General features: G+C 55.8%; 13 protein-coding genes and 1 pseudogene. 11 read left to right on the top strand and 3 right to left on the bottom strand.

Annotated elements, in window-relative coordinates:
- The first annotated feature begins 59 nt into the window (after nt 1-59).
- Nucleotides 60-1466 (top strand): DUF2252 domain-containing protein, encoded by a 1407-nt coding sequence (locus ACA079_RS03540; RefSeq protein ID WP_497702605.1) that lies wholly within the window; start codon nt 60-62, stop codon nt 1464-1466.
- 94 nt (nt 1467-1560) lie between these two features.
- Here the strand turns inward: ACA079_RS03540 and ACA079_RS03535 are convergent, their stop codons facing one another.
- Complete coding sequence (locus ACA079_RS03535) at nt 1561-2151, bottom strand: GNAT family N-acetyltransferase (protein ID WP_497702604.1); 591 nt, start codon at nt 2149-2151, stop codon at nt 1561-1563.
- Between the two features lie 193 nt (nt 2152-2344).
- Between ACA079_RS03535 and ACA079_RS03530 the strand changes: the two genes are divergently transcribed.
- The 4 genes from ACA079_RS03530 to rimJ are packed head-to-tail and all read left to right on the top strand — an operon-like array spanning nt 2345 to nt 5913.
- Nucleotides 2345-2779, top strand: a complete 435-nt coding sequence (locus tag ACA079_RS03530) for a hypothetical protein (RefSeq protein ID WP_497702603.1) — start codon at nt 2345-2347, stop codon at nt 2777-2779.
- The gene (locus tag ACA079_RS03525) at nt 2776-4236 is read left to right on the top strand and encodes an ATPase domain-containing protein (protein ID WP_497702602.1); all 1461 of its coding nucleotides are present in this window, start codon (nt 2776-2778) and stop codon (nt 4234-4236) included. Before ACA079_RS03530 ends, ACA079_RS03525 begins: the two co-directional genes overlap by 4 nt.
- Before the next feature lie 9 nt (nt 4237-4245).
- Entirely contained in the window at nt 4246-5268 is a 1023-nt protein-coding gene (locus ACA079_RS03520) for a sensor histidine kinase (RefSeq protein ID WP_497702601.1), read from the top strand.
- 57 nt (nt 5269-5325) lie between these two features.
- Nucleotides 5326-5913, top strand: coding sequence for a ribosomal protein S5-alanine N-acetyltransferase (gene rimJ / locus ACA079_RS03515; protein WP_497702600.1), 588 nt, complete (start codon nt 5326-5328; stop codon nt 5911-5913).
- 40 nt (nt 5914-5953) lie between these two features.
- Here the strand turns inward: rimJ and ACA079_RS03510 are convergent, their stop codons facing one another.
- Together ACA079_RS03510 and pmrG are read right to left on the bottom strand one after the other, a co-directional pair.
- A complete protein-coding gene (locus ACA079_RS03510; RefSeq protein ID WP_497702599.1) occupies nt 5954-6811 on the bottom strand; it encodes a phosphatase PAP2 family protein in 858 nt (285 codons plus the stop codon).
- Nucleotides 6812-6837: 26 nt separating this feature from the next.
- Entirely contained in the window at nt 6838-7509 is a 672-nt protein-coding gene (gene pmrG, locus ACA079_RS03505) for a lipopolysaccharide core heptose(II)-phosphate phosphatase PmrG (RefSeq protein ID WP_497702598.1), read from the bottom strand.
- A gap of 233 nt (nt 7510-7742) precedes the next feature.
- Here pmrG and ACA079_RS03500 point away from each other — a divergent pair.
- The 6 genes and pseudogenes from ACA079_RS03500 to ACA079_RS03475 form a co-directional block, all read left to right on the top strand.
- A pseudogene (locus tag ACA079_RS03500) lies at nt 7743-8783 on the top strand (methyl-accepting chemotaxis protein); the annotation flags it as partial.
- A 42-nt stretch (nt 8784-8825) separates the two neighbouring features.
- On the top strand, nt 8826-9689 hold the full coding sequence (locus ACA079_RS03495) for a methyl-accepting chemotaxis protein (protein ID WP_497704277.1): 864 nt from the start codon (nt 8826-8828) through the stop codon (nt 9687-9689).
- Between the two features lie 234 nt (nt 9690-9923).
- Complete coding sequence (locus ACA079_RS03490; protein ID WP_497702597.1) at nt 9924-13274, top strand: Tc toxin subunit A; 3351 nt, start codon at nt 9924-9926, stop codon at nt 13272-13274.
- Between the two features lie 26 nt (nt 13275-13300).
- Complete coding sequence (locus tag ACA079_RS03485) at nt 13301-17221, top strand: Tc toxin subunit A-related protein (RefSeq protein WP_497702596.1); 3921 nt, start codon at nt 13301-13303, stop codon at nt 17219-17221.
- Nucleotides 17218-21720 carry a SpvB/TcaC N-terminal domain-containing protein gene (locus tag ACA079_RS03480; protein WP_497702595.1) on the top strand — a complete coding sequence of 1501 codons (4503 nt, stop codon included), beginning with the start codon at nt 17218-17220 and terminating at the stop codon, nt 21718-21720. Before ACA079_RS03485 ends, ACA079_RS03480 begins: the two co-directional genes overlap by 4 nt.
- Complete coding sequence (locus ACA079_RS03475; protein ID WP_497702594.1) at nt 21717-24566, top strand: RHS repeat domain-containing protein; 2850 nt, start codon at nt 21717-21719, stop codon at nt 24564-24566. Before ACA079_RS03480 ends, ACA079_RS03475 begins: the two co-directional genes overlap by 4 nt.
- The last annotated feature ends 1 nt before the right edge of the window (nt 24567 follow it).

Here is a 24567-nt window from a genome sequence, read left to right as displayed (position 1 = left end):
GCGAAGCCCTTCTACACTCATCTCTCACACGTTCGAAAACACTCACCAAACGAGCCCCCATGACCACCCTCAAAGACCGCTTGAAGCAAGGCAAGGATGCTCGCAAGAACTGCTCCCGCAGTTCGCAGGCGGCCATGGGGAAAGTAAATCGCGACCCGCTGCCGCTGATCAAAACATCCAGTGAAGGCCGCATCAAGTCGCTGGTCGAATTGCGCTACGGCCGCATGCTGGTCTCGCCGTTCACCTTCTATCGCGGCAACGCCCTGCTGCAAGCCCACGACTTGGCCGCAACATCCAACATGGGTCTGGTATCGCCCATCTGCGGCGACAGTCACCTGATGAACTTCGGCGGTTTTGCAACGCCGGAACGCAATCTGCTGTTCAGCGTCAACGATTTTGACGAAGCCCATCCCGGCCCTTGGGAGTGGGACTTGAAACGGCTGGTGGCAAGTTTCGTGGTGGCAGCGCGCGACCTGCGCCATGGCGACACGGTCGAAGAAGCGGTCTGCCGCCAGGTGGTCGGCGCCTACCAACAGACCATGCTCGAATGCGCCGAACAAAGCGCCATGGAAACCTGGTACGAGTCCATCAGTTACCGCGATCTGCGGCAGCAGGCGAGCAAAGCGACACTGGAGCATGTAGAGCGCGCCATCGAAAAAGCCGAGCGTCGCACCCATGCTGAACTGCTACCGAAAATCAGTGAACGTGACGCACATGGCCGACTGATCATTCGCGATGACCTGCCGGAAATTTTCCATTTACACGAAAACACCACGCTGCTGGATGCCGACGACGACTGGCTGCGCCTGTCGAACTGGCGTGCGCTTTATGACGCTTTCATGCGCGACTATCCCGGCACACTGCAAGCCGACCGTCGCGAGCTGTTGTCGCGTTTTCATGCCCACGACATGGCGTTCAAAGTGGTCGGTGTGGGCAGCGTCGGGACTCGATGCCTGGTGGCCCTGCTGACCGATGATCAGGAGTTCCCGCTGTTCCTGCAGTTCAAGGAGGCACGTCGTTCGGTGCTTGCCGATTATGTGAAGACTAAATTGCGGGTGCGGCATAACGGTCAGCGCGTGGTCGATGGCCAACGGTTGATGCAATCGGCCAGTGACCTGTTCCTCGGCTGGACCACCGGCCCCAGTGGGCGACACTTCTATGTGCGCCAATTGCGCGACATGAAAGTCTCGGCTGAACTCGAGACGTTCGACGCGGACACCTTCGCCGCCTACGGACGCGTTTGTGGCCGCGCGTTAGCCCGCGCCCATGCCAAATCATCCGGGAACGCCGCACACATCAGCGGCTACATCGGTAAAAGCGATGCGCTGGCCGACGCGTTGTTCAAATATGCGCAAAGCTACACCGCGCAGAATGAGCGCGACTTCGAACAATTCCAGCAAGCCTGCCGCAAGGGCCGTTTGCGGGCGCGCTCGGAAGCGGACTTTGCGGCGGATCATTTGCCGTAGGCATGTCTCAGGGCGTGAAGCGGCGGGCACTCATCGACATGAATTTTTCTTCACCCCACGACCTTTCACCAACGGGTACATTGCGCTCGCTCATTCAAGAAACTACGGTTTGCCCGCCCTCCCGCGGGCTTTTTTTTGCCTGCTGTTTTGTTTCCTGCGGGCGTTTCAAACGATACAAATACGTGTCCTGGATGCCATGGCGTTCCGAATGCCGAGCTTGCCGGGCCGTTCTGATCAGCTCAAACCCGGACGCTTTAGCCAGGTGCTGACTCGCCCCATTGGCCGAGGAGGTCGTCAGGTAAAACGTACAACCGGGCAGGCTTTTGACTAATAGCTCAAGCGCCCGTCGCATGTAACCTTTCCCCGAGTACTCGGTATTGGCCCAGTAACCCACGACATAGCGATTGCGCCCACGGGGTTTCAAACCAATGCAGCCAATGACCGCCTGCCCGTCATCGGTCACGATAAACAGACGCCGCTCGCCTGTTTCGCTGTTGAAATCATCGGCCGCCCGCAGCAAAAACGCGCGCGCTTCGTCCTCGGACGTGTGGGACCTGGCCCACGGCAGAAACTCGCAGTGGGCGACATAACTGGCATTCAGGGCCTCCTGAAGCGGTTTACACAGGCTGGGGTCGGGTGCCCTCAAGCTCATTGAGTGCAATTGCAGGGGTAACGAAAGCTCCATGCATCATCCTTAAAGTAAAATTCCATGTTCGCCAAAAAAGGCGATGTTTCCTTGTTTGCGCAGCAAACTGGGGGTTTTTATAGCGCCATGTGCTAGTAAGAGCCAGGCCCTGCCGCAATCCCCTGACGCAAATCGCTCCCGATACGCCTATAGGGTGTACCATCAAACACTGTCCACCAGATATCAGTTAGCCATGCCCACGCTAAGCGAAGAGAGCCGTCAGATCGTAGCTTCTCTGGCGCACCGTGTTGGCCCCAACGCTGACATTGCAAGGATCGCCCAGGCGATTATTTCAACCTTGCGGGATATGGATGTAGCCCTCACGCCCATTATCGGCCAGCAAGGGGTTGCCGCGCTTTATCGCCGCAGCCTCCATCTTTGCGCCTCCACTCATCCGCGTCTGGCCCGCACCTATGACAGAGTGCCGCCCGGCATGGATCTGACTGCGCTCAAGTCCGTAATCGTTGAGCAGAGCGACACCGATGCGCTGTTTTTCGGTGAAGTGTTGCTGACTACTTTTTACGAGCTGCTGACCACGCTCATCGGGCCCTCGCTCACCGCACGTTTGCTTCGTGGCATGTGGGAACCTTTTTTGAGCGACACCCCTTCGCAGGAAATTTCGCCATGAGCACCAAAGTGACTATCAACCGTCTGGCCACCGGCGTGCCAGGACTGGACGAGGTGCTGGGCGGAGGATTGCCGGAGTTTTCGTTCAACCTGATCGCAGGTCCCCCAGGCTGTGGCAAAACCACCCTGGCGCATCAGATGATGTTCGCCCTGGCGACGCCCGAGCGCCCTGCGCTGTTTTTTACGGTGCTCGGCGAGCCGCCGCTGAAGATGCTGCGCTATCAGCAGCAATTCGACTTTTTCGACAGCGAAGCGATCAACCAGTCGATCCGCTACATCAACCTGGCGGACGACACCCTGGCCGGGAATCTGGACGAAGTGCTGCGGCGCATCGTCAGCGAGGTGGAGGCTCACTCCCCATCACTGGTGTTCGTCGACTCGTTCCGTTCGGTGGTGCTGGCCAGCCAGACCCAGGACAACCCCAACAACAACCTGCCGCAGTTCGTTCAGCAACTGGGCATGTTGATGACCACCTGGCAGGCGACGACCTTCCTGATTGGCGAATATTTCACCGAAACCGACACCAACCCGATTTTCACCGTGGCCGATGGCCTGATCTGGCTGCGCCAGAGCGTTCAGCGCAATTCCATGGTGCGCAAGATGGAAATCATGAAGATGCGCGGCCAGCCGACGCTGCCAGGGCTGCACACCTTCCGCATCGCGACATCGGGGATCAAGGTCTTTGCGCCTGCGCCACTCAACTCGGTTGAAGCACCGCTGGAGTTCCCGATCAAGCGCCTGAAAATGGGTGTGCCACAGCTCGACGAGATGCTTGGCGGCGGCCTGCCCCGTGGTTATTCCTTGCTGGTGGCCGGGCCGTCGGGCTCGGGCAAAAGCATTCTGGCGTCCACCTTCCTGGCCGAAGGCGCGAGAAATGGTGAAACCGGCGTGATCGCGGTGTTTGAACAACGGCCTAATCACTCCCAGAACGCCACCCTTGCGAGCCTGATTCAGAACGGACAGGTCGGTCTGGTGGACAGCCGCGCACCGGACCTGTCCATCGACGAGATCGTGCAATTGCTGCTCAGCGAGATCAGCCGACTGAAAGCCACCCGTGTGGTAATCGATTCGTTGTCGGGCTTCGAACTGGCGCTCGCGCCGACCTTCCGCGAAGACTTTCGCGAGTCGCTGTCGCGCATGGTCACTGCGTTGACGAGCGTCGGGGTCAGCGTGTTGATGACCTCAGAGCTGGAAGACCGCTACACCGACCTGCGTTTCAGCCCTTACGGCACAGCATTTCTTACCGACGCAATCATCGTTCAGCGCTACATTGAAGTGCAGAGCCGATTGCTGCGCATCATGGCCGTGGTCAAGGTACGGGCCAGCGCCCACTCCGATGAGCTGCGCCAGTACCACATCGACGATCACGGCCTGCACATCGGCGAGATGTTGCCAGACCAGGAAGGCTTACTCGGCGGCCGGCCTACCCGGCAGCGTTTGGGCAAGGACGACGGATGAGCAAAAATCATGAGTGAGGCCAATGGCAAGAACACGGAAGCAATGGCCACTGCCGCTCGCGAACTGTTCCTGCTCGGCCAGAAGACTGTTGAAGCGCGGGCGGTGCTCGCGGCGTTGCAAAAAGAGCTGAGCGACGCCAACACCCGCCTGGTCGATAGCCAGCAGGTCGAGCAACTCATCGAGGCCAATCAGCAACTGGTGCTGGCGATTTTGCTGGCGCAGTCCGATGCAGAAACACCAAAACGCACGCAGGAAGAACAACGCCTGTTCCTGGAGATGCGTGAAGCCAACGCGCAATTGGTGATCGCGGCCCTCAGCGCGCAAGACCTGCAAGCCACGGCCGAACATACCCTGGAACAACAACGCAACATCCTCACCTTGGTGGCCCACGAACTGCGCAATCCGCTGACGCCCATCAGCATGATCGCCGGGCGCCTGGTGCGAGTGCCCAGTGAGGAGTTGCCGCGCATGCAGGCGCTGATCGAAGGCCAGGTGCAGCACATGTCGCGACTGGTGGACGATTTGCTCGACGTGTCCCGCGCCAGCACCGGCAAGTTACGCCTCGATTGCCGCATCGTGGACATGTTGCAGATCATCCATCAAGCCATCGAAGTATGCAGCCCGGTGATGACTGATCACCATCTGCACTTCACCGCTGAACTGCCCGAGTGCGCGTTGGCGGTGGATGGTGACCCTGTGCGCCTCACGCAGATTCTCGGCAACTTGCTGGGCAACGCGGCCAAATACACGCCATCGGGCGGCAATGTCACGCTGTCGGTGACCGCTGAAGCCGATGTGCTGCAGATGAGCATTTGCGATGACGGCATCGGTATTTCCGCCAAAGCGCTGCCCTTTATCTTCGAGCCCTTTGTCCAGGACGTTCACGCGATTGGCTTCAATGGCGCGGGCCTCGGCATTGGCCTGACGGTGGTGCGCGAGCTAGTAGAAGCCCATGGCGGCACCGTGATCGGCATGAGTGACGGTGACAGCAAAGGCAGCACCTTCATCGTGACATTGCCGCTGGCGGTTTGAGTTTTCCCGCTGGCCACGCGATGCTTGCGCGACGATCCTCGCGAACCGGAGCGCCCTATGCCGCTGTTGTCCCTGCCCTGTAAACGCTTGACGCTGGCAGTGCTCGACCCTGAACAGGCCGCGCTGGAAAGCGACTTCTACCGGCGCAACCTGAGGCATCTCGCCCGGTGGTCTCCGATTCGCCCCGTCGATTACCACAGCCCTGAACGCATCCGCCCGCGCCTTGAGGTGCAAGCCAGTGCTTTCCAGGCCGGTCTGGCGGTGCATTTCGCGCTCCTGGATCCGGACAACGGCCAGATGATCGGCGCCTGCAACTTCAGCAGCATCACTCGCGGGGCGTTTCAGGCCTGCTATCTCGGTTACCACATCGACGAATCTCATCAAGGCCAGGGCTTGATGCAGGAAGCCCTGGAAGCGGGAATCGGCTACATGTTCGATGAGCAGAAGCTGCACCGGATCATGGCCAATTACATCCCTGGCAATGAACGCAGTGCGCGGCTACTGGAGCGTCTGGGATTTGAACGCGAGGGTTATGCCAAGGCCTACCTGAGTATCGCCGGGCGCTGGCAGGATCATGTGTTGACGGCGTTGATCAATGATCGCTTTGAAGCACCGGAACAGCGCTGGTCCAGACCTCTCTCGTAATACTTCGTCTGCTCGGGCCCGCCCTTGAAAGTGCTGAAGGTTATGCGGGTCGGCCGTCAGGCTTACCATTTTGTAAATCAATGAGCGGCTCAGCGATGGGGCGCGCAGCCTGTTGGAGCACCGGTTGCTCCAGCCGCGCTCGCCCATAGAACGCCAGCGCTGTCAGCAAACACGCCAGCCATACGAAGATCCCGGCCCAGAAGGTGTGGGACATGTAGTGCCAGCCCTGCAGAACCCGCGTCGTGCCGTAGACGAAACCGAGCAGCAGCGAGCCGTACATCACCGCTTTGGAGTAGCGCCAGCGGTAACGACGCGCCACGAAGTACAACGCCAGCATGGTGAAACCGCCCGAAGCATGTCCGCCCGGCCAGCAGCGACCTTCCCCAGCGACTTTCAGCAGGTCGAAATTCTCATACCACTCCTTGTGTTCGATTTTCCCCCCGTACTGGGTCGTTTCGATCGGGCAGTACACGCTGGTGTGGCCCTTGAGGTAGTGGATCACACCGGTGCAGATGGAGAATGCGAACACCACGTAGAGGAAGTCCCGGCGGTGCTTGCTGGCGAACCGAAGCACCGGTGCGACTTTGATTTTTTCCAGGAATGCGATGATTTTCGAATGCTTTTCGGCCTTCAAACGCGGCCAGAGAAACGACAGCAAGGCGCCGACGATCGCTAACTCTCCGGTCCAGTTCGGGATGATCCGCGCCCATTTATGGGTGATCTTTTCAAACAGGTGGACATGATCCAGCGGAAACGTCTGCGTGACCGGGTCATAAAAAAGATCATTGAATGCGATGTCGATTTTGGTCAGGTCGAACATCAGGAAAACCACGACCGCACAGGCCAGCGGAATGCCGAAGTTCACCCAGTAAAAGCGGTAGCGGGAAGAAGTCAGCATCGTGCGTCCTGATCCAGAAAGTGAATTCATTTGGCAGTCACCGAGCGCCAGTCCGAGGCTTCGATGAAACCGAGCATGCGGGGTGCTTGAGGCGTTTCGGCCGAGATAAACAAAGAAGCGCCGTAACCGAGGGTAGAGGCCGGCAACTTGAGGTCTTTCTCAAGTTGCGACATGCATTCGCTGTGGGTCACCAGAATCAGGTTTCGCCCGGCCACCTTGTGCGCTAGAGCGTCACGCAGCATGGTGCCCTTGCAATTGATCAACCATTCTTCGCCGACCCCGACCTTATTGAACATGTAGCCAGCGGTCTGCGCTGTACGGATCATGGGGCTGTTGTAGATATCAGCCTTGTTCAGCCCCAGTTGTTCGAACTGCGCACCAACACCCACCGCGACGCTGCGAGAGCGATCGGTAATGCCATCGTTACCGTTCAGGCAGGCGGCGCTGGAGTGATCGCAGCGTTCGACGTGGCGCACCAGCACGATCACGTTGCCTTTGGCCCAATCGGCCGCCAATGCCCGGGCTCCGGCCACATTGCCGTGGGCCAGGTCCGGTACAGCGGCCGGCTGCAACAGCCACACCGTCAGCGGAATCACCAACAGCGCCGAAGCGAGCACGACAGTCGCATTGCGATAGCGAGCAAAACGGCTCAGATCAATCGAGCGTTTTATCCCGAACAGACTCAGTCTCAATTCCACATCAAACCGCCTCGCCGGCACGCATCACTGTCATTCGATGACGCGAGGTTAAAGAGGCAGGCGTCGGCAGCCGGTGAAACTCATGTGAAAAAAAGCTTAAGACCGCACGAAAGTCTTGTTACACATCCGCCCTACAAAAACCATTCAGCTCTCGCAATTGCTGCCGATACAGTCCTGCTACACACCTTGCTGGCGACCAAAAACAACAATCTTCCAGCCAACCGACGATCAAGATGCACAACGTTCCTGGAGGACTTTTGATGAATAGCTGGTTCGGCAATATCAGCGTGAACATGAAGCTGGGCCTGGGGTTCGGCCTGGTCCTGGCCCTGACCTGCGTCCTCGCCCTGACCGGCTGGACGAGCCTGGGCGGATTGATTGACCGCAGCAACTGGATGAGCGACATCACCCAGCTCAATGCCGGCCTGACCAAGCTGCGTGTGGTTCGCCTGCAATACATGCTGACCAACGGCGACGAAACCGCCGCGCAGAACGTCCAGACCACGCTCGAGGCGTTCTCCGCCCAGCAACAAGCGCTGCTGGTGAAATTCAAGAGCCCGGAAAACCTCAAGCTGCTCAAAGAGCAAGGCGCCGTCATCGACGCCTACAAGACGTCCCTGAACAAAATGCGCAGCGCGTACCGCACCGGTAACAGCGCGCGCGACACCATGGGCGCCAATGCCGACACCGCGAACACGTTAATCAACGCCATCAACACCAACGTGCAGCAAATGCCTCTGAGCGACCAACGCTTCGAACAATTCCAGGCCATCACGGCGGCCAAGGAAGCCTTCTTGCTGGCCCGCTACGAAGTGCGCGGCTACACCGCGACCACCAACGCCGAGACCGAGCAAAAAGCCGTCGGCCAACTGGACGTGGCCATCGCCAGCCTGAAACCCCTCAACGTGCATTTCGCCGACACTCAGCAAGACGCCTTGCGTCAGCTGGAAACCGCGTTGACCAACTACCGCATCGCCTTGCAGGCTTATAAAGCGGCGAACACCGATGCCGTGCAGGCGCGCAAGGAAATGACCGACCAGGGCGCCGCCATCGTGACCCTGAGCGATCAGCTGTATCAGATCCAGCTCGACCGCCGTGACGCCGAAAGCGCTCAGGCTCGCACCCTGCAGCTGATCAGCACCTTGCTGGCGTTGCTGGTGGGCATCATTGCTGCCGTGATCATCACCCGTCAGATTACCGGCCCGCTGCGTGACACCTTGGCCGTGGTTGAACGCATCGCCAGCGGCGACCTGTCCCAGGATGTCAAAGTGACTCGCCGCGACGAACTCGGCGTGTTGCAACAAGGCATCGCTCGCATGGGCGTGACCTTGCGCGACTTGATCAGCGGCATCCGCGACGGCGTCACCCAGATCGCCAGCGCTGCCGAAGAGCTATCCGCCGTGACCGAGCAAACCAGCGCCGGGGTGAACAGCCAAAAGATCGAAACCGATCAAGTGGCCACCGCCATGCACGAGATGACTGCCACCGTGCAGGAAGTCGCGCGCAACGCCGAAGAAGCCTCCCAGGCGGCGGCCGCTGCTGATGGCGAAGCCCGCGAAGGCGACAAGGTTGTGAACGAAGCCATCGCCCAGATCGAACGCCTGGCCACCGAAGTGGCGCGTTCCACCGAAGCCATGAGCGTGCTGCAACAGGAAAGCGACAAGATCGGCAGCGTCATGGACGTGATCAAGGCCGTGGCCGAACAGACCAACCTGCTGGCGCTCAACGCCGCCATCGAAGCGGCCCGCGCCGGTGAAGCCGGTCGTGGTTTTGCCGTGGTTGCCGACGAAGTCCGTGGCCTGGCTCAGCGCACGCAGAAATCCACCGAAGAAATCGAAGGCCTGGTGGCCGGTCTGCAGAACGGCACGCAACAAGTGTCGGCGGTGATGAACAACAGCCGCGCCCTGACCGACAGCAGCGTCGCGCTGACCCGCAAGGCTGGCGTGTCACTGGAAAACATCACCCGCACGGTGTCCAATATCCAGTCGATGAACCAGCAGATCGCCGCCGCTGCCGAGCAGCAAAGTGCCGTGGCCGAAGAGATCAGCCGCAGCATCATCAACGTGCGCGACGTGTCCGAACAGACCGCCGCCGCCAGCGACGAAACCGCGAAATCCAGTGTTGAACTGGCGCGATTGGGTAATCAGTTGCAGATGATGGTGAGTCACTTCCGGGTGTAATCCCTCGCGCAACCGGACCCCGGCAGCCTGATGCTGCCGGGGGCATCCGGCCAACCCAACGCAAATATGCCGCTGGTCCCGGGCAAGACCGCAGCATTAAAACGGCCTACGATTCGTCGAGATTTTTCCCCGACTAAGCAGCGAGTTTTCCACTCACTCATAAAACGAACGGCTGACGGTACTTGCCGTCATGACGCAGTAATGTCGAGCTCCGCCTACCGGAGTCTCATCGTCATGAACAACTACCCGCTACTCCAGACATTGATCAAGGCAAACACCAGAAGCAACGATGCGGATGTGCAAACACTTTTCAAGGACACACTGCAGATCACATCGATTTTCGATATCACCCGGCTGACCGAGGCTGACTTCAAGGCAAAGGTCGAAACAGCCATGGCCATTGATGAAAAGCTAAAAGAAACGCCATCAATTATCGACGTCAAAAAACTTTACGATAATGCCAAGTGCTTTTCTGCGCAGGTCGCTCACCTATACAGAGAGCAACAGCTGTCTTCCGGCGAAGCGCAACACCACTGGCATCCTCCAGGTATTCGTGCTGTCGAAAAGCAAGGCCCCAGCTACACCAACTTATTCAAGGAAAACTGGGACGACTCCTGCAAAGTCGATTCGATCGCGGCCATTGATTCTCCAGTTGCCTACCTCAGGGCGCTGTACCTGTTTGCCTCGCAACTGGAAACCAGTGGTTCGCCTGCAACGGATAAAGACAAACGACTGCTATTGGAAAACAGACGCCCTGATCTGGCGGATTTATGGATAGATCAAAGCAGCACGTTCGACCCGCAACCCATGCTCAAGATTATTAATGAGCTGTTGGATAAAAGTATTCAGAAGGCACTGGAGACCACCTCCAAAAACGGCATATCGACATACAGCGTATTGGCAAAAAGGTGCTATCCCTTTGCGTTGCCCTATAACGTTTCCCACCATCAGTGCCTGCTGGGTCTCAGTGGTCATAAACCATCCCTGGGGGCCTTGAACTACCTCATCAGCACTCGACTGCCCATTAGTGAATACTTCGACAATCAATATGGTCAAGTGCTCTCATCGTCTCCCGCCGAAGCCCAAGAGTTGTTGTCGGGGCTAAGCCCTCAACAACAAGCGCTACTGACCGAACCTGCGCTGGACGAGCAGCCGCAGACTGGAACAACGCTCACCACAGAGCAACAGAAGCGCAAAGATGACTATTGGACAAACCTCTATGGCACATCCGAACCCGCTAGCCTGAGCAACATGACTAGTTTTATGAAGCGTACCGAATTGAATGCCCGGCAAATCGAAGCGCTGCTCTCACAAGGCAAACATGCTCCGCGCCATCCGAGTAATTACTCGGAGAAAGGTACACCCCCTCCCCCCCATGGTGCTCTTTATATAAACGGCCCTTCCACCACCTCCAACTTGGCGATTCTTAACGATGCGGGCAAAAAAACAATTGCCCAGGCGACAGAGCAACGACTAATACGCCTGCAACGGATGATCCGCTTGCAACGTTGGTCGGGTATTTCTTTTGCTGAATTGGACACGCTGATCATCAGCGCCTTTGAATCGCAAAGTTCGCGCAACGCGCTCATGCAGATAGATACTCATACCGTGCGTACTTTGGGTGTTTATCGCTACCTGAACCGACAGTACTCGATCACCGCTGAAGAATTTGCAGCCTTGCTTTATCAGGTATCAACCAATACCAATAGTGATACTCCGGCCTTATTCGATCACGTATTCAACCCCTCCCGATTGTTCGACACGCCACTGGCACTCGATGATCAGACATTCTCCACCGACGATGCGAACCCTGCCTCTCACACCATACTGCAGCATTTGAGTGCGAGCCTTGGTCTGCCCATGACCGATGATTCGCTGTTATTGATAGTCAAGAATACGCAGCGACACCAGGGCCCTCTGAAATGCGACTTGCGCACCCTGTCATCCATTTACCGACAAGCGCGAATAGCCCAAATGTTTGGAGTTTCGGTCGCTGACTGCGCAGCGCTCGCACGTTTGATGGCGGGTGAAAGCGCCTCTAAATGCCTGGCAACTGGACACGTCCAGGACAACCAGACAATTCGGATAAAAATCAGTAATTCCGGCGAGTCATTTGAGCTCATTGCACGTTTTCGTATGCCTGGCCAGACGGCTTCCAAGGTCACCACGCGGCTCATGTCCGGATCAACCCTGACAACCAGTACTTCGAAGTTTGCCGACAGCGAAATGGTGGGATCACTTTTCATCCAGTTGCCGAGAACGGTGACTGATGATGATATCGATGAGGATGATGTCCCCAGGATTGCAATCAAACAGTTACCGGCGGTAGCAGCCAATACGTCGATCTCTCTGGAGGGGTACCTGATAGAGCTGCCAGGCAGCAATCCTGATGCATTTATACAAAATATAAACCTGTCGGCGATCGTGGCGCTGTCACCACGCAAAGTAAGCCCGAACGCTATCCCTGACACGAGTAACTACACCCATGTAACGCTGACGAACGCTCCTCAGGAAATCAATGAACTCAACATTAGCGATGTCATTCTACAAATGGACTGGATCACGAAGTGGCTCAGCGAATCGGTGTACAACATCCCTACATTGCGATATCTACTGGCGCCCATAAGCGGCGATGATCATTCGTTTCGGGGCTTGCAGCAGTACCTGACAAAATTGAACAGCGACACCATCAAGTGCGCGGTCACACCGGAAGAAATAGCAAAGCTGTCGCTTCCAAAATCAATCGAATGGCGCACTCTGATGGCAGCTGAACTGCTGGATGCGCAGGGCCTGGTAAAAAATATCGCACCCGCCATTGAAGACGATGTGCCACTGCAACTGGACGCTGCGCTAGCACGCATGCTCAATCCGTTACAGCTAGCCAAGGCAATTGACGACAGTTGCAAAAAAAAACTCAAAGACCTGCTGCTGACTGCTCATGAGCGGCAACTGCACCTGATCGAAAAGCTTTTGCAAGAAATCTGCAGGCTCCCGATGAATTGCGCAAAAGCAGTGCTGTATTGGGCAAACACGTCGACCCACACAATCTTGACCGACGCTCTGAACAACACACTACCAGCCCCGCTTGCCCAGACACTTGCACCCGTTATGCGCCACGCCGCAGCAACCGTTCAACTGCATCTAAGCAACAGCGCCCTGCGCCAGTTCCTAAGCCATCCCGATTGGTTGGAACCTGCAAATACGCGGCTGGCAATGACCCTGGGCAACTTGTATTGGCTGGATCGCTTCAATCATTGCATGACCACCAATCACCATCCTGAAGAAGACTTGCTGAGTTACCTGCGCCTCGCCAATTCAGACTCTGCCAATTCGGCCACCATGAACGGTTTTCTGGCCAAACTGCTGAATGGGTCAGAAGCTGAAATCAGCATCTTGACCGCAAAGCTGCCAGATCACCGTGCGCGCACGATGAAGGACCTGGATTGGGTCATGCGCTCCCTCACCGCCTGCACAGCCACGGGGCTATCCGTCGCATCACTACTCGGCGCTACCGCCCTGAATAAAGACAGTCCAGCCAGCGCCTGGAAGGCCGTCGGTGAAGCCGTCATGGCCGCCAGTCATTGATCCCATTACATGCTCAAGGAATGAACATGTCCGCAACCATTGAAAAGCAACTTAACGAAACCCTGCGTGATACTCAGCTTGCCCTGTACCTGCACGAATTTGTGCCCAAAAACGAGAACTTGGTGAGACTTGGGATCGCAGAGCATTTACTGACCGCCAACGACTTGTACCAATACTGGTTGCTGGATGTCCTGGTCAGTCAGGACGTGCCCACTACCCCGGTAGCCTGTGCCATTGCAAGCCTGCAGCAATACATCAACAGTATTCTCGCCAACATGGAGCCCGGTTATCACGCCGCGGACATTCCGGCAGACCAGATCGAAACCTGGCGCACCGTGATGCATCACTACCCCACGTGGGCGGCAAATCAGCAGCTTCATTATTTCCCGGCGGTTTATCTGGACCCGACCCTTCGCCATACCAGAACCGAAAGTTTCCAGAGTCTGGAAAATGACATCAACCAAAACCAACTTAACGCTGAGTCTGTACAAACGGCAGTACTGGCTTATCTGGGCAGACTCGAGGAAGTGGCCAACTTAAATACACTCAACGGCTATATAGACGGGACAGATTTTGCCAACAGTGTTTATTACTTCATTGCCAAATCCCGCGCAGCGAACTCCTATTACTGGCGATCTCTGAATATGGCAAAGCGCCCCAATACGCATGAGCCTCAAACTTCCGGCGGCTCTCAGGCCAAGTACGATGCGCCCGAGCCCCAGGCTTGGTCAGAGTGGCACCGCATCAATTTACCCATCAACGAGAATACGATTGAACAAACCATCCGCCCGGTCATGTTCAACAATCGCTTATACGTCATATGGGCCGAATGCATCTTTCAAGACAACACTCATGCTGCCAGCCAAGTGTCAGAGCCCCGTTCAGCAGAACCCACCCGAAAAACCACGAACCCGCAATTTCGTTTGAACCTGTGTTACAAAAAATATGACGACAGCTGGAGTACTCCACAAACTTGCCAGCAAGCTTACGCTTCGCAGGAGTTCTTGCATGGCCTGACGTTAAGCGAAATCAACAAGTGCACTAACACCGTTGCCACGCAGAACGACAAGCATCTGTTTCTCGCACTGTACGTTAAAGACAAGCCTTCTCAAGACAACAGTAGAACAAACAATTTTTTCTGGATGTCAGTGAATGTCGACAAAGACTTCAATACTATCTCCAGCTCGCTCAAAGGAGAACCTTCCGAAAAGGACGAAGATCCCATTAAAAAGAAAATCCGATCGCTTACCAAGACATCGGCTGATTCTACACGAGCACTGCAATACCAACTTACTGATGAGCATGACTTCGAAAAATTCAAACCTCCAGTCATCGTAACTCGCCCCGATGAGCAATCAGGCAACATACAGTACGTCGACTTCTCAATGTCAACAATCAAACTCAGTGACGGGAAGAATGGAGAGACTAAAGATCCCGACCGCTCCGGGATTCGGCTGAACATCACTTTCACCCGACATTTAATCGATCGTGCCGAGACCCACATGAACACACTGCTGAGCTGGGAGACTCAGCATCTTGAAGAACCGTCGTTGGTAAGCGGCGGTAAACCGGAAAAAATGAATTTCTACGGTGCCTATGGGCGGTACTTCGTGGAGTTGTTTGTGTACTTGCCATGGTTGATCGCCCACCGTTTCAACCAGTCATCTCAATACAACGAAGCCGAACGCTGGTTGCAATACCTGTTCGACCCGGGCCGTAAAAAAATCGCCGGTGGCAATCCTGATTACTGGAACGCCGTGCCCTTGCTCAACGCCTCTTCAACCCCAGCGCCCGGCCAACTGAGCTATGCAATCCAGGGCCCCCTGGATCCTCATCAAATTGCCCTGAGCCACCCGGTACATTTTCGTAAAGCCTTGTACATGCTCTACATCGATATCCTGCTCAATCGTGGTGATGCGGCTTACCGCACATTGACGCCGGACGAATTGACAGAGGCCAAGCTGAGATACATTCGCGCATTGGATTTGCTGGGCCCTCGCCCGGATCTCAAACAAACCGATGTCTGGGCACGCGTCAAACTGAAAACTTTCAGCGACGGGAAAAGCTCGTCACTGCGCGACTTCGAAAACAAACTGGGCATAGAGGGCAAACACGAGCCTGCAGCAGACACCCCCCATCTGGCTCCGCAAGTGTGTGTACGACCTTATGCTTTTGCACCGTCGGTTCACGCTATTGATACCCCTCGTTTGCGCCTGCCATTCAACCCGACGCTGATCGCTCGCTGGGAAAAGCTGGAAACTCGCCTGCACAACCTCAGGCACAACCTCGATATCGTCGGCAAGCCATTGAGACTCCCGTTTTTTGCGCAAGTCGCCGCCCCGGCAGATCTGCTGCGTCCTAATCCTCAACGCGCTGCCGAGCCCGGTGTTTACCAACGTCAGTCGAATGACATCCCGCCTTACCGCTTCAGTGTCATACACGCCCAAGCCACGAATGCCGTGGACACCGTGATCCAGTTTTCAAATACGTTGCTGTCATTCATCGAGCGAACCGAGCAATCCAGTTATCAGGAAATTCAGCAGCAACATCTATGGGACCTGGCAAACGTCGCAGTACAGCTTCAAACCCAGGCATTGAAGGTCGACCAGAAAAACAAGGAAGCCTTGCTGGCGAGTAGGAACATTATCGAAGACCGTCTGAATCACTACAGTCAATTGGTCGATGAAGTGGTCAATCCGGAAGAAGTAATGGCCGCCGCATTGCACCTGACGGGACGCCTTGCAGAAGTCTCTGGCCATGCGGCCCAAGCGATCGGTCAAGGGGTCAAGGTCCTGCCCAACATCTTCGGTCTGGCGGACGGCGGCCATCGTGCCGAAGGCATGCCCTTTGCGTTCATGGCAGGTGCTCAGAGCCTGGCGGCAGTGGCTCATGGTACGGGGGAGACCCTGGAACGTACTGCGCAATACCGGCGTCGCCACCAAGAGTGGACACTCGCGCGTGACCAGGCAAGGCTTGAAATCGCGCATCTGGACACATTGCTGCGCGTTGAAGCTGAACGCGAAATCGCTTCCTTGTTGCAGTTACAACAAACCAAAAAAGCACTCGCCCAAGCCAGAATGTCCTACGAGTTCTTGAGCAAGCGCTTTACCAATTCGCAGCTTTATCAATGGTTCATTGGGCAACTCTCCAGCTTCCATCAGCAGGTGTATGACGAAGCGTTGTCGTTGGGTCGACTTGCCGAATCGTGTTGGCGCTACGAGATGGCCGACGAATCGGCACAATCTTTTTTTCAGCCACAGACCTGGAACAGTACATACCGCGGCCTGGGCCCTGGTGAGTCTATGAAAGTGGGATTACTGAAGATGAAGAATGCCTACCTTGCCGGTGGTGAGCGCGAACTGGAGATCCGCAAGACCGTGTCGTTGCGCCAGCTCAAGGACAAGGAAGATGCGATATTCAAGCTCAACAACAAAGATCAAACATCCAGGCGCAGCCTGAACAAACCATGGGATGACTCAACTGATGCGGTGCCGATCGTTTCGGGACTCAAGGCGGATATCATCAAAGGCGCCTGTGATTTCGAACTCACCAAAGCCTTGTTTAACCATGATTATCCCGATCACTATCTACGACGCATAAAAAGCATCAGCATCTCTTTTCCTGCCATTTTGGGGCCTTATGAGGACGTCCGCGCCATCCTGACCCAGGTCAGCGCCGAGGTTTGGGAGAGCAGCAACGCCGAGCGGCCAAAGAGCACTCAACGGGCCAATCAACAAATTGCTCTTTCGACAGGTATCGATGACAACGGTCTGTTCACACTGAACTTTCAGGACGAACGCTACCTTCCTTTTGAATACACCGGTGCAGTTTCAAAATGGAGGCTGTCGTTTCCCAACCCCGGCGCTCAGAGAGCCATGCTCGAATCGCTGACCGATATCATCGTGCATGTGCGGTACACCGCCAGGGCTGCTGGAGGCGCGCAATGATCGATGCGACTTCCATCCCGATTACAACCGCGACTCTGCCCAAGGGCGGGGGGGCCATTCAAAGCATCGGTAACGAAATGGGCGCCGTCGGGACCAGTGGCGCCGCCTCCTTTGAAATCCCATTACCAGTGACGCCGGGGCGCGGGTATGCACCGGCACTGGCGCTGCGTTATAGCAGCTCTCAAGGCAACGGCGTCTTTGGCCTTGGCTGGAATCTTTCCCTGGGGAAAATCAAACGGCGCACTCACCTGGGCGCGCCGACTTACACCGACAGCGACCTGTTTCGCGGCCCCGATGGTGAGGTCTGGTTACCTGAGCGAGACAAGACAAGCGGCATTCTGATCTCCAGGCATGTAACGCGCAGCAATGGGGGTACGCAGGAGCAACATGCTGTCGTGCGATATCGCCCGCGGGTCGAGAGCACTTTCGACCTGATCGAGCACTGGTCCAGCGCGACCGACAAAGCGGGCTATTGGTTGATACGCAGCGCGGATGGCAGTCAACATCTGTTCGGAAAAACCACGGCGGCACGGTGCGCGGACCCCGACACATCTTCACGGGTAGGAGAATGGCTGCTCGAAGAAAGCATGAATGCTCATGGCGAACATATTCTTTACGAATACAGCGTTGATACAGCGGCAAATCAGGGCCCTGCCGATTACCGGGCACAACGTTATCTATGTCGCGTGCGCTATGGCAACTTCAACGCCGATTCACAGTTGTATCTGCGCTCCGTTGATGGCCTTACCGATAAAAAATGGCATTTCGACCTATGTTTCGACTATGGCGAACGCAGTGTCGGGCTGCAGGACACTCCGGCATATGAAGTGACGGCTCCAGGTTTCTTGCGCAGCGATCCGTTTTCGCACTTCGCGTATGGCTTTGAATTGGGCACTCGACGTCTGTGCCGGCAAGTCCTGATGTTTCATCATTTCCCCAATGAACCATCAATGGGTGCCAAACCGGTACTGGTGCGTCGCCTTTTGCTCACGTACCAGACTTGCGCATTGTCTTATAGCCGCCTGAGTGCAGCATTGCCCCGCTCCTATGGCGCCACACTCACTGATATGTACCAGCCGCCTCTGGAATTTACATACACCGGTTTCACGCTAACGCCAGAGGGACGCCCCTTTAAACCCTTTGAGGCGTTGAGCCAGCTCAATCACCAAGAGCAATTTCAGCTCATTGACCTAAGAGGAGAAGGGCTGCCCGGCATTCTTCATCGAACGGATAAAAGTTGGCGATACAGCTCGCCTGTGCGCGATGAGAAAGGTGGCGATCACGTGACGTATGCACCTTGGAGCGAGCTGCTTCAGATCCCGATGTCAGACCACCGAAAACCCACACGACAGTATCTGGCCGACCTGAATGGGGACAGTCGTCCGGACTGGATCGTAGCTCACCCTGAGCTATGCGGTTTCTTCACCCAGGATTCAAACGGAAACTGGTCCGGTTTCACACCTTTTGACGCGGTTCCCAACGAGTTTTTTCATCCTCAAGGACAGCTGGCGAACGTGATAGGGACTGGCCGTAACGATCTGATATTGATCGGGCCCCGCAGCGTGCGCCTGTATAGCAATCAGGAAACAGGCCAGTTTGGCGCCGCCACCGAAATACCACGAAGCCGCGAAGAAGATGATTTACCGCTGCCCGGCAACTTACCCGGTGAGCTGGTGGCTTTCAGCGATCTTTTGGGCAGCGGTCAACAACACTTGGTTCGTATTCGACATAACGAAGTGAAATGCTGGCCCAATTTGGGTCACGGACGCTTTGGTAAGAGTCGCGTAATGGCTTCTCTGGACTTCTCCTACGAGCACTTCGATGCATCGCATATCCTGCTGGCCGACCTGGATGGCTCGGGTTCCGCAGACCTGATTTATCTACAACCCGATTGCGCAAGGATTTTCATGAACCGCGGCGGCAACAGTTTTGCGCCTGCCGTAGATTTACCCTGGCCCGAAGGGCTACGCCATGACCGATTCTGCAAGGTCAGCGCAATCGATCTGCAGGGGCTTGGCTGTTCAAGTCTTGTGTTTACGGTGCCGGGGGATACTCGCCGTCACTGGCGCTGCGACTTTGTCGACACCAAGCCTTACTTGCTCGATACCAGCAACAACAACATGGGGGCTGCCTGCAGCGTCAGTTATCGCAGCTCTGCCCAGGAATGGCTGGATGAAAAGAAGCAGTTGCTCGAAGACAATAAACCGGTGATTTCTCATCTACCATTTCCACTGTTTCTGGTAACAAATCAGAGCCAGTACGATGAAATTACCGGTAATAAACTGACCCAACACTTCAAATATCGTCGTGGTGTGTACGACAGTGTCGAGCGAGAGTTCCGGGGTTTCGGGCTGCTCATCCAAACCGATAACCCTACCGCCGGCCTTGATGCACAAGCCAGCCTGCATAACCCACCCATCCTGACAAAGACCTGGTTCCATACTGGCCAGGTCATAGACCCACTCAACCTTGATTACGACCAAAGTGACAAGGCAGTCATCGCGCTCAAAAAAACAATCCTGTCATTGGACAATAACCCGATGCCGCCCGACGTGGCGGCCGGTATGGCGAATAACCGACAGCGTGAGTTCGCTCGAGCACTGAGCGGGCGGACATTAAGAGTCGAAACGTTCGGCCTCGACAAAGAAAACGAAAAACAAAAGCCCCCCTATTCGGTTGTGCATCATCGATATCGGGTTGTTGAACTCCAGAGTATGGGTACGTATCAACCCTACTCGATCGTGCAGGCGTTGGTAGCGGAATCCATCCGCTATCAGTATGAGCGCATCCCTGAAGATCCTCGCTGTAGCCACACAATCAACCTTGAATGGAACGAGTATGGTCACCTCACCCACGGCGTAGAGATCAGCTACGCGCGGCGCAAAACACCTGCTGACACCTCGCCGTACACAAATGTCTGGCAGAACACATGGTGGAACGATAGCCATGACGAGGAGCAACAGTATTACTACGTGAGCGAAACCAAGGCTCAATTCATTCATGTCATTACCGATGATGCACAACGTCTGGGCTTGCCCTTTTTGCAGAGAACCAATGCGTTAAAGCTGCCAAAGGCGCCATTGACCGGCGGGTTATCGCCTCGATCCATCGACCATGAACAGTTGCTTGAACTGAGCGCCTCACAATCCTGGAAAACCATGCAGGTCATGACAGGTCTGTCGGCACAGCGTTACCGAAAACCTGATGCAAACAGCAATTACGATGAGGGCGAGGCTAGCATTGAAGGTTTAATTGCGTTCCAGGAAACCGCCGAATTCAATGACGTCGCCCTGGCTGCCTATGACGTACTTAAAGCAACGACGCCGTCTTTTGATATGACCCGGCAATTGCAAAGCAGTGGCTACCAAAAAATGCCCATTGCTTTACCAACTGACAACGGCAGGGATGAACAGAATCAACTGTGGTCCGCACGTCGCGGTTTTATTACATACGAGAATCTGGCAGGTTTTTACCGGCCATTGACTGTCAGGAAAAGCCAAAAACAGGGCCTGACAACCCTCACCTCAGATCCCTATTACTGCTTGACCACAACAATAAAACTACCCGACCTATGCACGACTCACCTGTCCAGGATTGACTATCGAACACTTCAGCCAACACGGTTGGCCGACCCCAACGCGAACATACAGGAAACTCAGTACAGCGCTCTAGGACAGGTACATGCCTTCACCTGGTACAAGGACGACAGTTCGGGCTTCAGACCCTCGGACACTTACCAGCGCAACTCCGATGACCGTCCTGACATCGCCATTAATGATCCTGGCGCTGCGCTCAAGGATCTCGCGAGCACTTTTTACTACGACTCGCTGAGTTGGATGGGCAGAGTTCCCCGCACTGCGGACAACCAGATCTGGCACAAAGATGCCGTAAAAAAAGGTGATTTGCTGCCCACCGGACACATTCGCGCAAGCACCCGTGCTCGCCTTGCCAGATTGAGCACCAAAACGCCCTACGAGCAAACGCTTCAAACGGCGATCGCCAGCGTGCAGCGTGAACCGGTTCACTGCGTGACGATGCAGGCAGACAGGCTCTATTCAGATAGCGAAAAGCAGATAAGGATCACCACTGTGTGCTGGGACGGCTTTGGCCGACAGCTGCAAAAAAAACAACGAGTGGACCGGGGTAAAGCCCTGGACATTAATGAAGACGGCACGTTGAAACTTGAAGACGACACAGTGCAAGAGCGTGAAGTCAACTTTCGATGGCGTGTCAGCGAACGAATCGAATACGACAACAAAGGCTTGGTCATTCGTACTTATCGCCCCTATTTCAGCGGACGCCACCGCTACGTCAAGGATGACGCCCTGCGCAAATCAGGGCTGTACGACAAGCACTTCTACGATCCGATGGGCCGCCTGCTTCGTGTCATCAATGCCAAGGGCGACGAGCGTCGGTATACCTATCATCCCTGGTATTCAACGACCGAGGACGAAAACGATACCCAGCCAGATACTGTGACTCAGGGAGGTGTTCAATGAGCACGTCTATTCATCGCCATACGCCCACGTTGAACGTCGTCGACGGTCGTGGTGTTCAAGTCCGCGAAGTCACCTACTTATGTAATGAATCCATCACCCGGCCCCAGGCACGCATCACTCGTCATTTGCATGACATCAATGGACAGGTGCTCGAGCAACGCTCGCACGCCAATGACAGAGATACGCCAGACCTCATGCAGGTCAATAGCTTGTCGGGTGTTCTGTTAAAGACCTCAAGTATCGATGCAGGGTGGCGGCTGACGCTGTGTGGCGAAGCCGGTCAAGCGCTGCAGAGCTGGGACTCTCGCGGCAGCCGTTGGCAAACGGAGTATGACGACCAGATACGTCCACAAGTGATTTACGAACAGCCCGGCGGCCAACCCCGCCAGGCCATCCAGCGCTTTACCTACGCGGACAACTCCAGTGCCCATGCGCGAAACAACCAGTGCGGACGCCTGACTCGCCATGATGATCAGGCAGGAAAGCGTTTGGTATCTGCGTACGACCTGACAGGGCGAGTGCTGGAAGAGACGCGAGAGTTTGTGAAAGAACATCAGGGCTTGAGCTGGCCCCAAGCGCCCGATGAACGCGACAAGCTGCTTGAAGCCAAGAGCGCTTACACCACCACCTGGCGGTACGCACCAACGGGCGAAAACCTGGAACAGAAAGACGCAAAAGGAAATGTGCAACGCTTCAGGTTCGATGTCGCCGGCCAGCTCAAAAAAGTCACGTTGCAACTCAAGGGCAGCGCCGAGCAAAAACTGATCCTTGATAAGGTTATATACAACGCTCAAGGGCAGATCGAATCGCAAACCATGAACGGCAAGATCGTCACCGAGGCAGTTTACACACCCGAAAATGGTCGCGTGACTCAGCGCACGATTTCGCGCGAGCAAGGCAGGGTTCTGCAAAAAATCCGCTATGCCTATGATGCTGTCGGCAATGTAGTGAGCATCCACGACCACACCAAACCGATCCAACACAACGCCAACCAACGTATCGAGCCGATCAGCACCTATGTCTACGATAGCCTCTATCAACTGATCAAGGCTTCGGGTCGTGAAGAGCAGGGAGCAAGCAGAGGTGCCCCGCTTCCCGATTGGTCGGCAAGGCTGGGAGACCGAAGCCGACTGCTCAACTTCACTGAGCACTACACCTACGATGATCGCGCCAATCTGGTCAAACTGCAGCACCGCAGCGAAGGCAACAACTACACCCGCGAAATGCATATCGCCACTGACAGCAATCACGCATTGCCATGGAAATCAGGCGAGTCGCCACCCGACTTTGCAAAAGGTTTCGACAGCAACGGCAACTTGCAGTGGCTGCAGACAGGTCAACCCCTGCAATGGAACGCGAGCAACCAATTACAAAGCGTGATACTGATCGAACGCGACACTGAGGCCGCGGACACCGAAACCTATCTTTACGACGGCAACGGTCAGCGTGCCCGCAAACGACAGACGAAAAAAGTGCGCACCCTCACCAATGTTCGAGACGTGAGCTATCTGCCGGGGCTGGAAATCCGCGTCACCGACGCTCAAGAACTGGAGGTCATCACCCTTCAGGCTGGAGGCTGTTCGGTACACTGCCTCCATTGGAGCCGAGGCATTCCTCCGAAAATCGCTAACGACGCTTTGCGTCACAACTTCACCGACCATTTGGGCTCAACGACCCTGGAGCTGAACGCCGACGGCGAACTGACCAGCGAGGAGAGCTACTATCCCTTTGGTGGTACGGCGTGGAGGGCCGCGCGTAACGAGCTCGCGGCGAAATACAGAACTATCCGCTACTCAGGCAAAGAGCGCGACGCCAGCGGCCTTTACTATTATGGCCGACGCTATTACGCACCGTGGTTGCAGCGCTGGATTAGCCCCGACCCGGCGGGGGCCATGGATGGGTTGAATATGTATCGGTTCGTCGGCAACAACCCGGTCTCTCATCAAGATTATTTGGGTCTGATGAAGTACGAAATAGAACCCTACAGTGCCGGCGCCACTGGACCTGTACCGCCAAGTGTTCACCAGCTAGCCAATCACAACTACAACCCGAACGGATTGACGTTCACAGCAAACATGCAAGATACACATAGGCATCAACTGGCCTACGACCTTAACTGGACAACGCGAAGTCTGCTCTACATGGGAGCGGGCAACCAGATAGGGGACATACTTAACAGCGGTGAGCTATCTTCCATGCTGACGGGTCATCTAAGAGCAAACCTGGCCCCTGGTGCTTCAAGTCAACTGGTGGCAGAACATGCCGTCGCAGCCAGTGCCGGACTGTGCGATGAGTTTGCAGCGGTCAGCTCACATTTGGCCGCCTCGTCATTGCGCGGATTCGGAACACCTGTCTTTATCGCGCAAATACCCGGGCATACCTTTACCTTGCTCGGTGATAGGGCGGTGCAGGATCCGATAGTCGTCGACCCCTGGGTGTCTTATCCGATCCCGGGTAAACTTTCGACCAGCCGCTACAACCACCCGAACTTGATTCAATTCAACACCTCGGCGGCCATGCCCCAAGACCCGAGATTTCACATATCAGATGCCAACGTCGCCGCCCACGCGCCTCTGTACACCGGACCACTGCAACCATTGCCCAGGCATCTGGATCAAGACATTCAACATGATCTCAACACCAGCGGCGTAAGCAGCTGGGTCTGGAATCAAATGTCATCACACCAGCACTCCAATGACGTTTGGGGTGTTACAAACAATGGCTTCATCAACTTCGCAAATGTTCCCACGAACCATTGGAACAGGCTGAATGCCATCGCGTTACTTCCTGAAATCTATGCAATAGGTCACCTGCAACAGCACCCTAACCCATACAAAAGATTATGAA

It is taken from the genome of Pseudomonas sp. LBUM1645 (genome assembly GCF_059716185.1).
This window is presented reverse-complemented; position numbering and strand designations above follow the sequence as displayed.

Excerpts from the sequence above, each read along its gene's own strand:
- ACA079_RS03485 (WP_497702596.1), top strand. The coding sequence starts at position 13,301 with ATGTCCGCAACCATTGAAAAGCAACTTAACGAAACCCTGCGTGATACT.
- ACA079_RS03495 (WP_497704277.1), top strand. The coding sequence starts at position 8,826 with ATGGGCGTGACCTTGCGCGACTTGATCAGCGGCATCCGCGACGGCGTC.
- ACA079_RS03525 (WP_497702602.1), top strand. The coding sequence starts at position 2,776 with ATGAGCACCAAAGTGACTATCAACCGTCTGGCCACCGGCGTGCCAGGA.
- ACA079_RS03490 (WP_497702597.1), top strand. The coding sequence starts at position 9,924 with ATGAACAACTACCCGCTACTCCAGACATTGATCAAGGCAAACACCAGA.
- ACA079_RS03540 (WP_497702605.1), top strand. The coding sequence starts at position 60 with ATGACCACCCTCAAAGACCGCTTGAAGCAAGGCAAGGATGCTCGCAAG.
- ACA079_RS03510 (WP_497702599.1), bottom strand. The coding sequence starts at position 6,811 with ATGCTGACTTCTTCCCGCTACCGCTTTTACTGGGTGAACTTCGGCATT.
- ACA079_RS03520 (WP_497702601.1), top strand. The coding sequence starts at position 4,246 with ATGAGTGAGGCCAATGGCAAGAACACGGAAGCAATGGCCACTGCCGCT.
- ACA079_RS03480 (WP_497702595.1), top strand. The coding sequence starts at position 17,218 with ATGATCGATGCGACTTCCATCCCGATTACAACCGCGACTCTGCCCAAG.
- ACA079_RS03530 (WP_497702603.1), top strand. The coding sequence starts at position 2,345 with ATGCCCACGCTAAGCGAAGAGAGCCGTCAGATCGTAGCTTCTCTGGCG.
- ACA079_RS03535 (WP_497702604.1), bottom strand. The coding sequence starts at position 2,151 with ATGGAGCTTTCGTTACCCCTGCAATTGCACTCAATGAGCTTGAGGGCA.
- rimJ (WP_497702600.1), top strand. The coding sequence starts at position 5,326 with ATGCCGCTGTTGTCCCTGCCCTGTAAACGCTTGACGCTGGCAGTGCTC.
- ACA079_RS03475 (WP_497702594.1), top strand. The coding sequence starts at position 21,717 with ATGAGCACGTCTATTCATCGCCATACGCCCACGTTGAACGTCGTCGAC.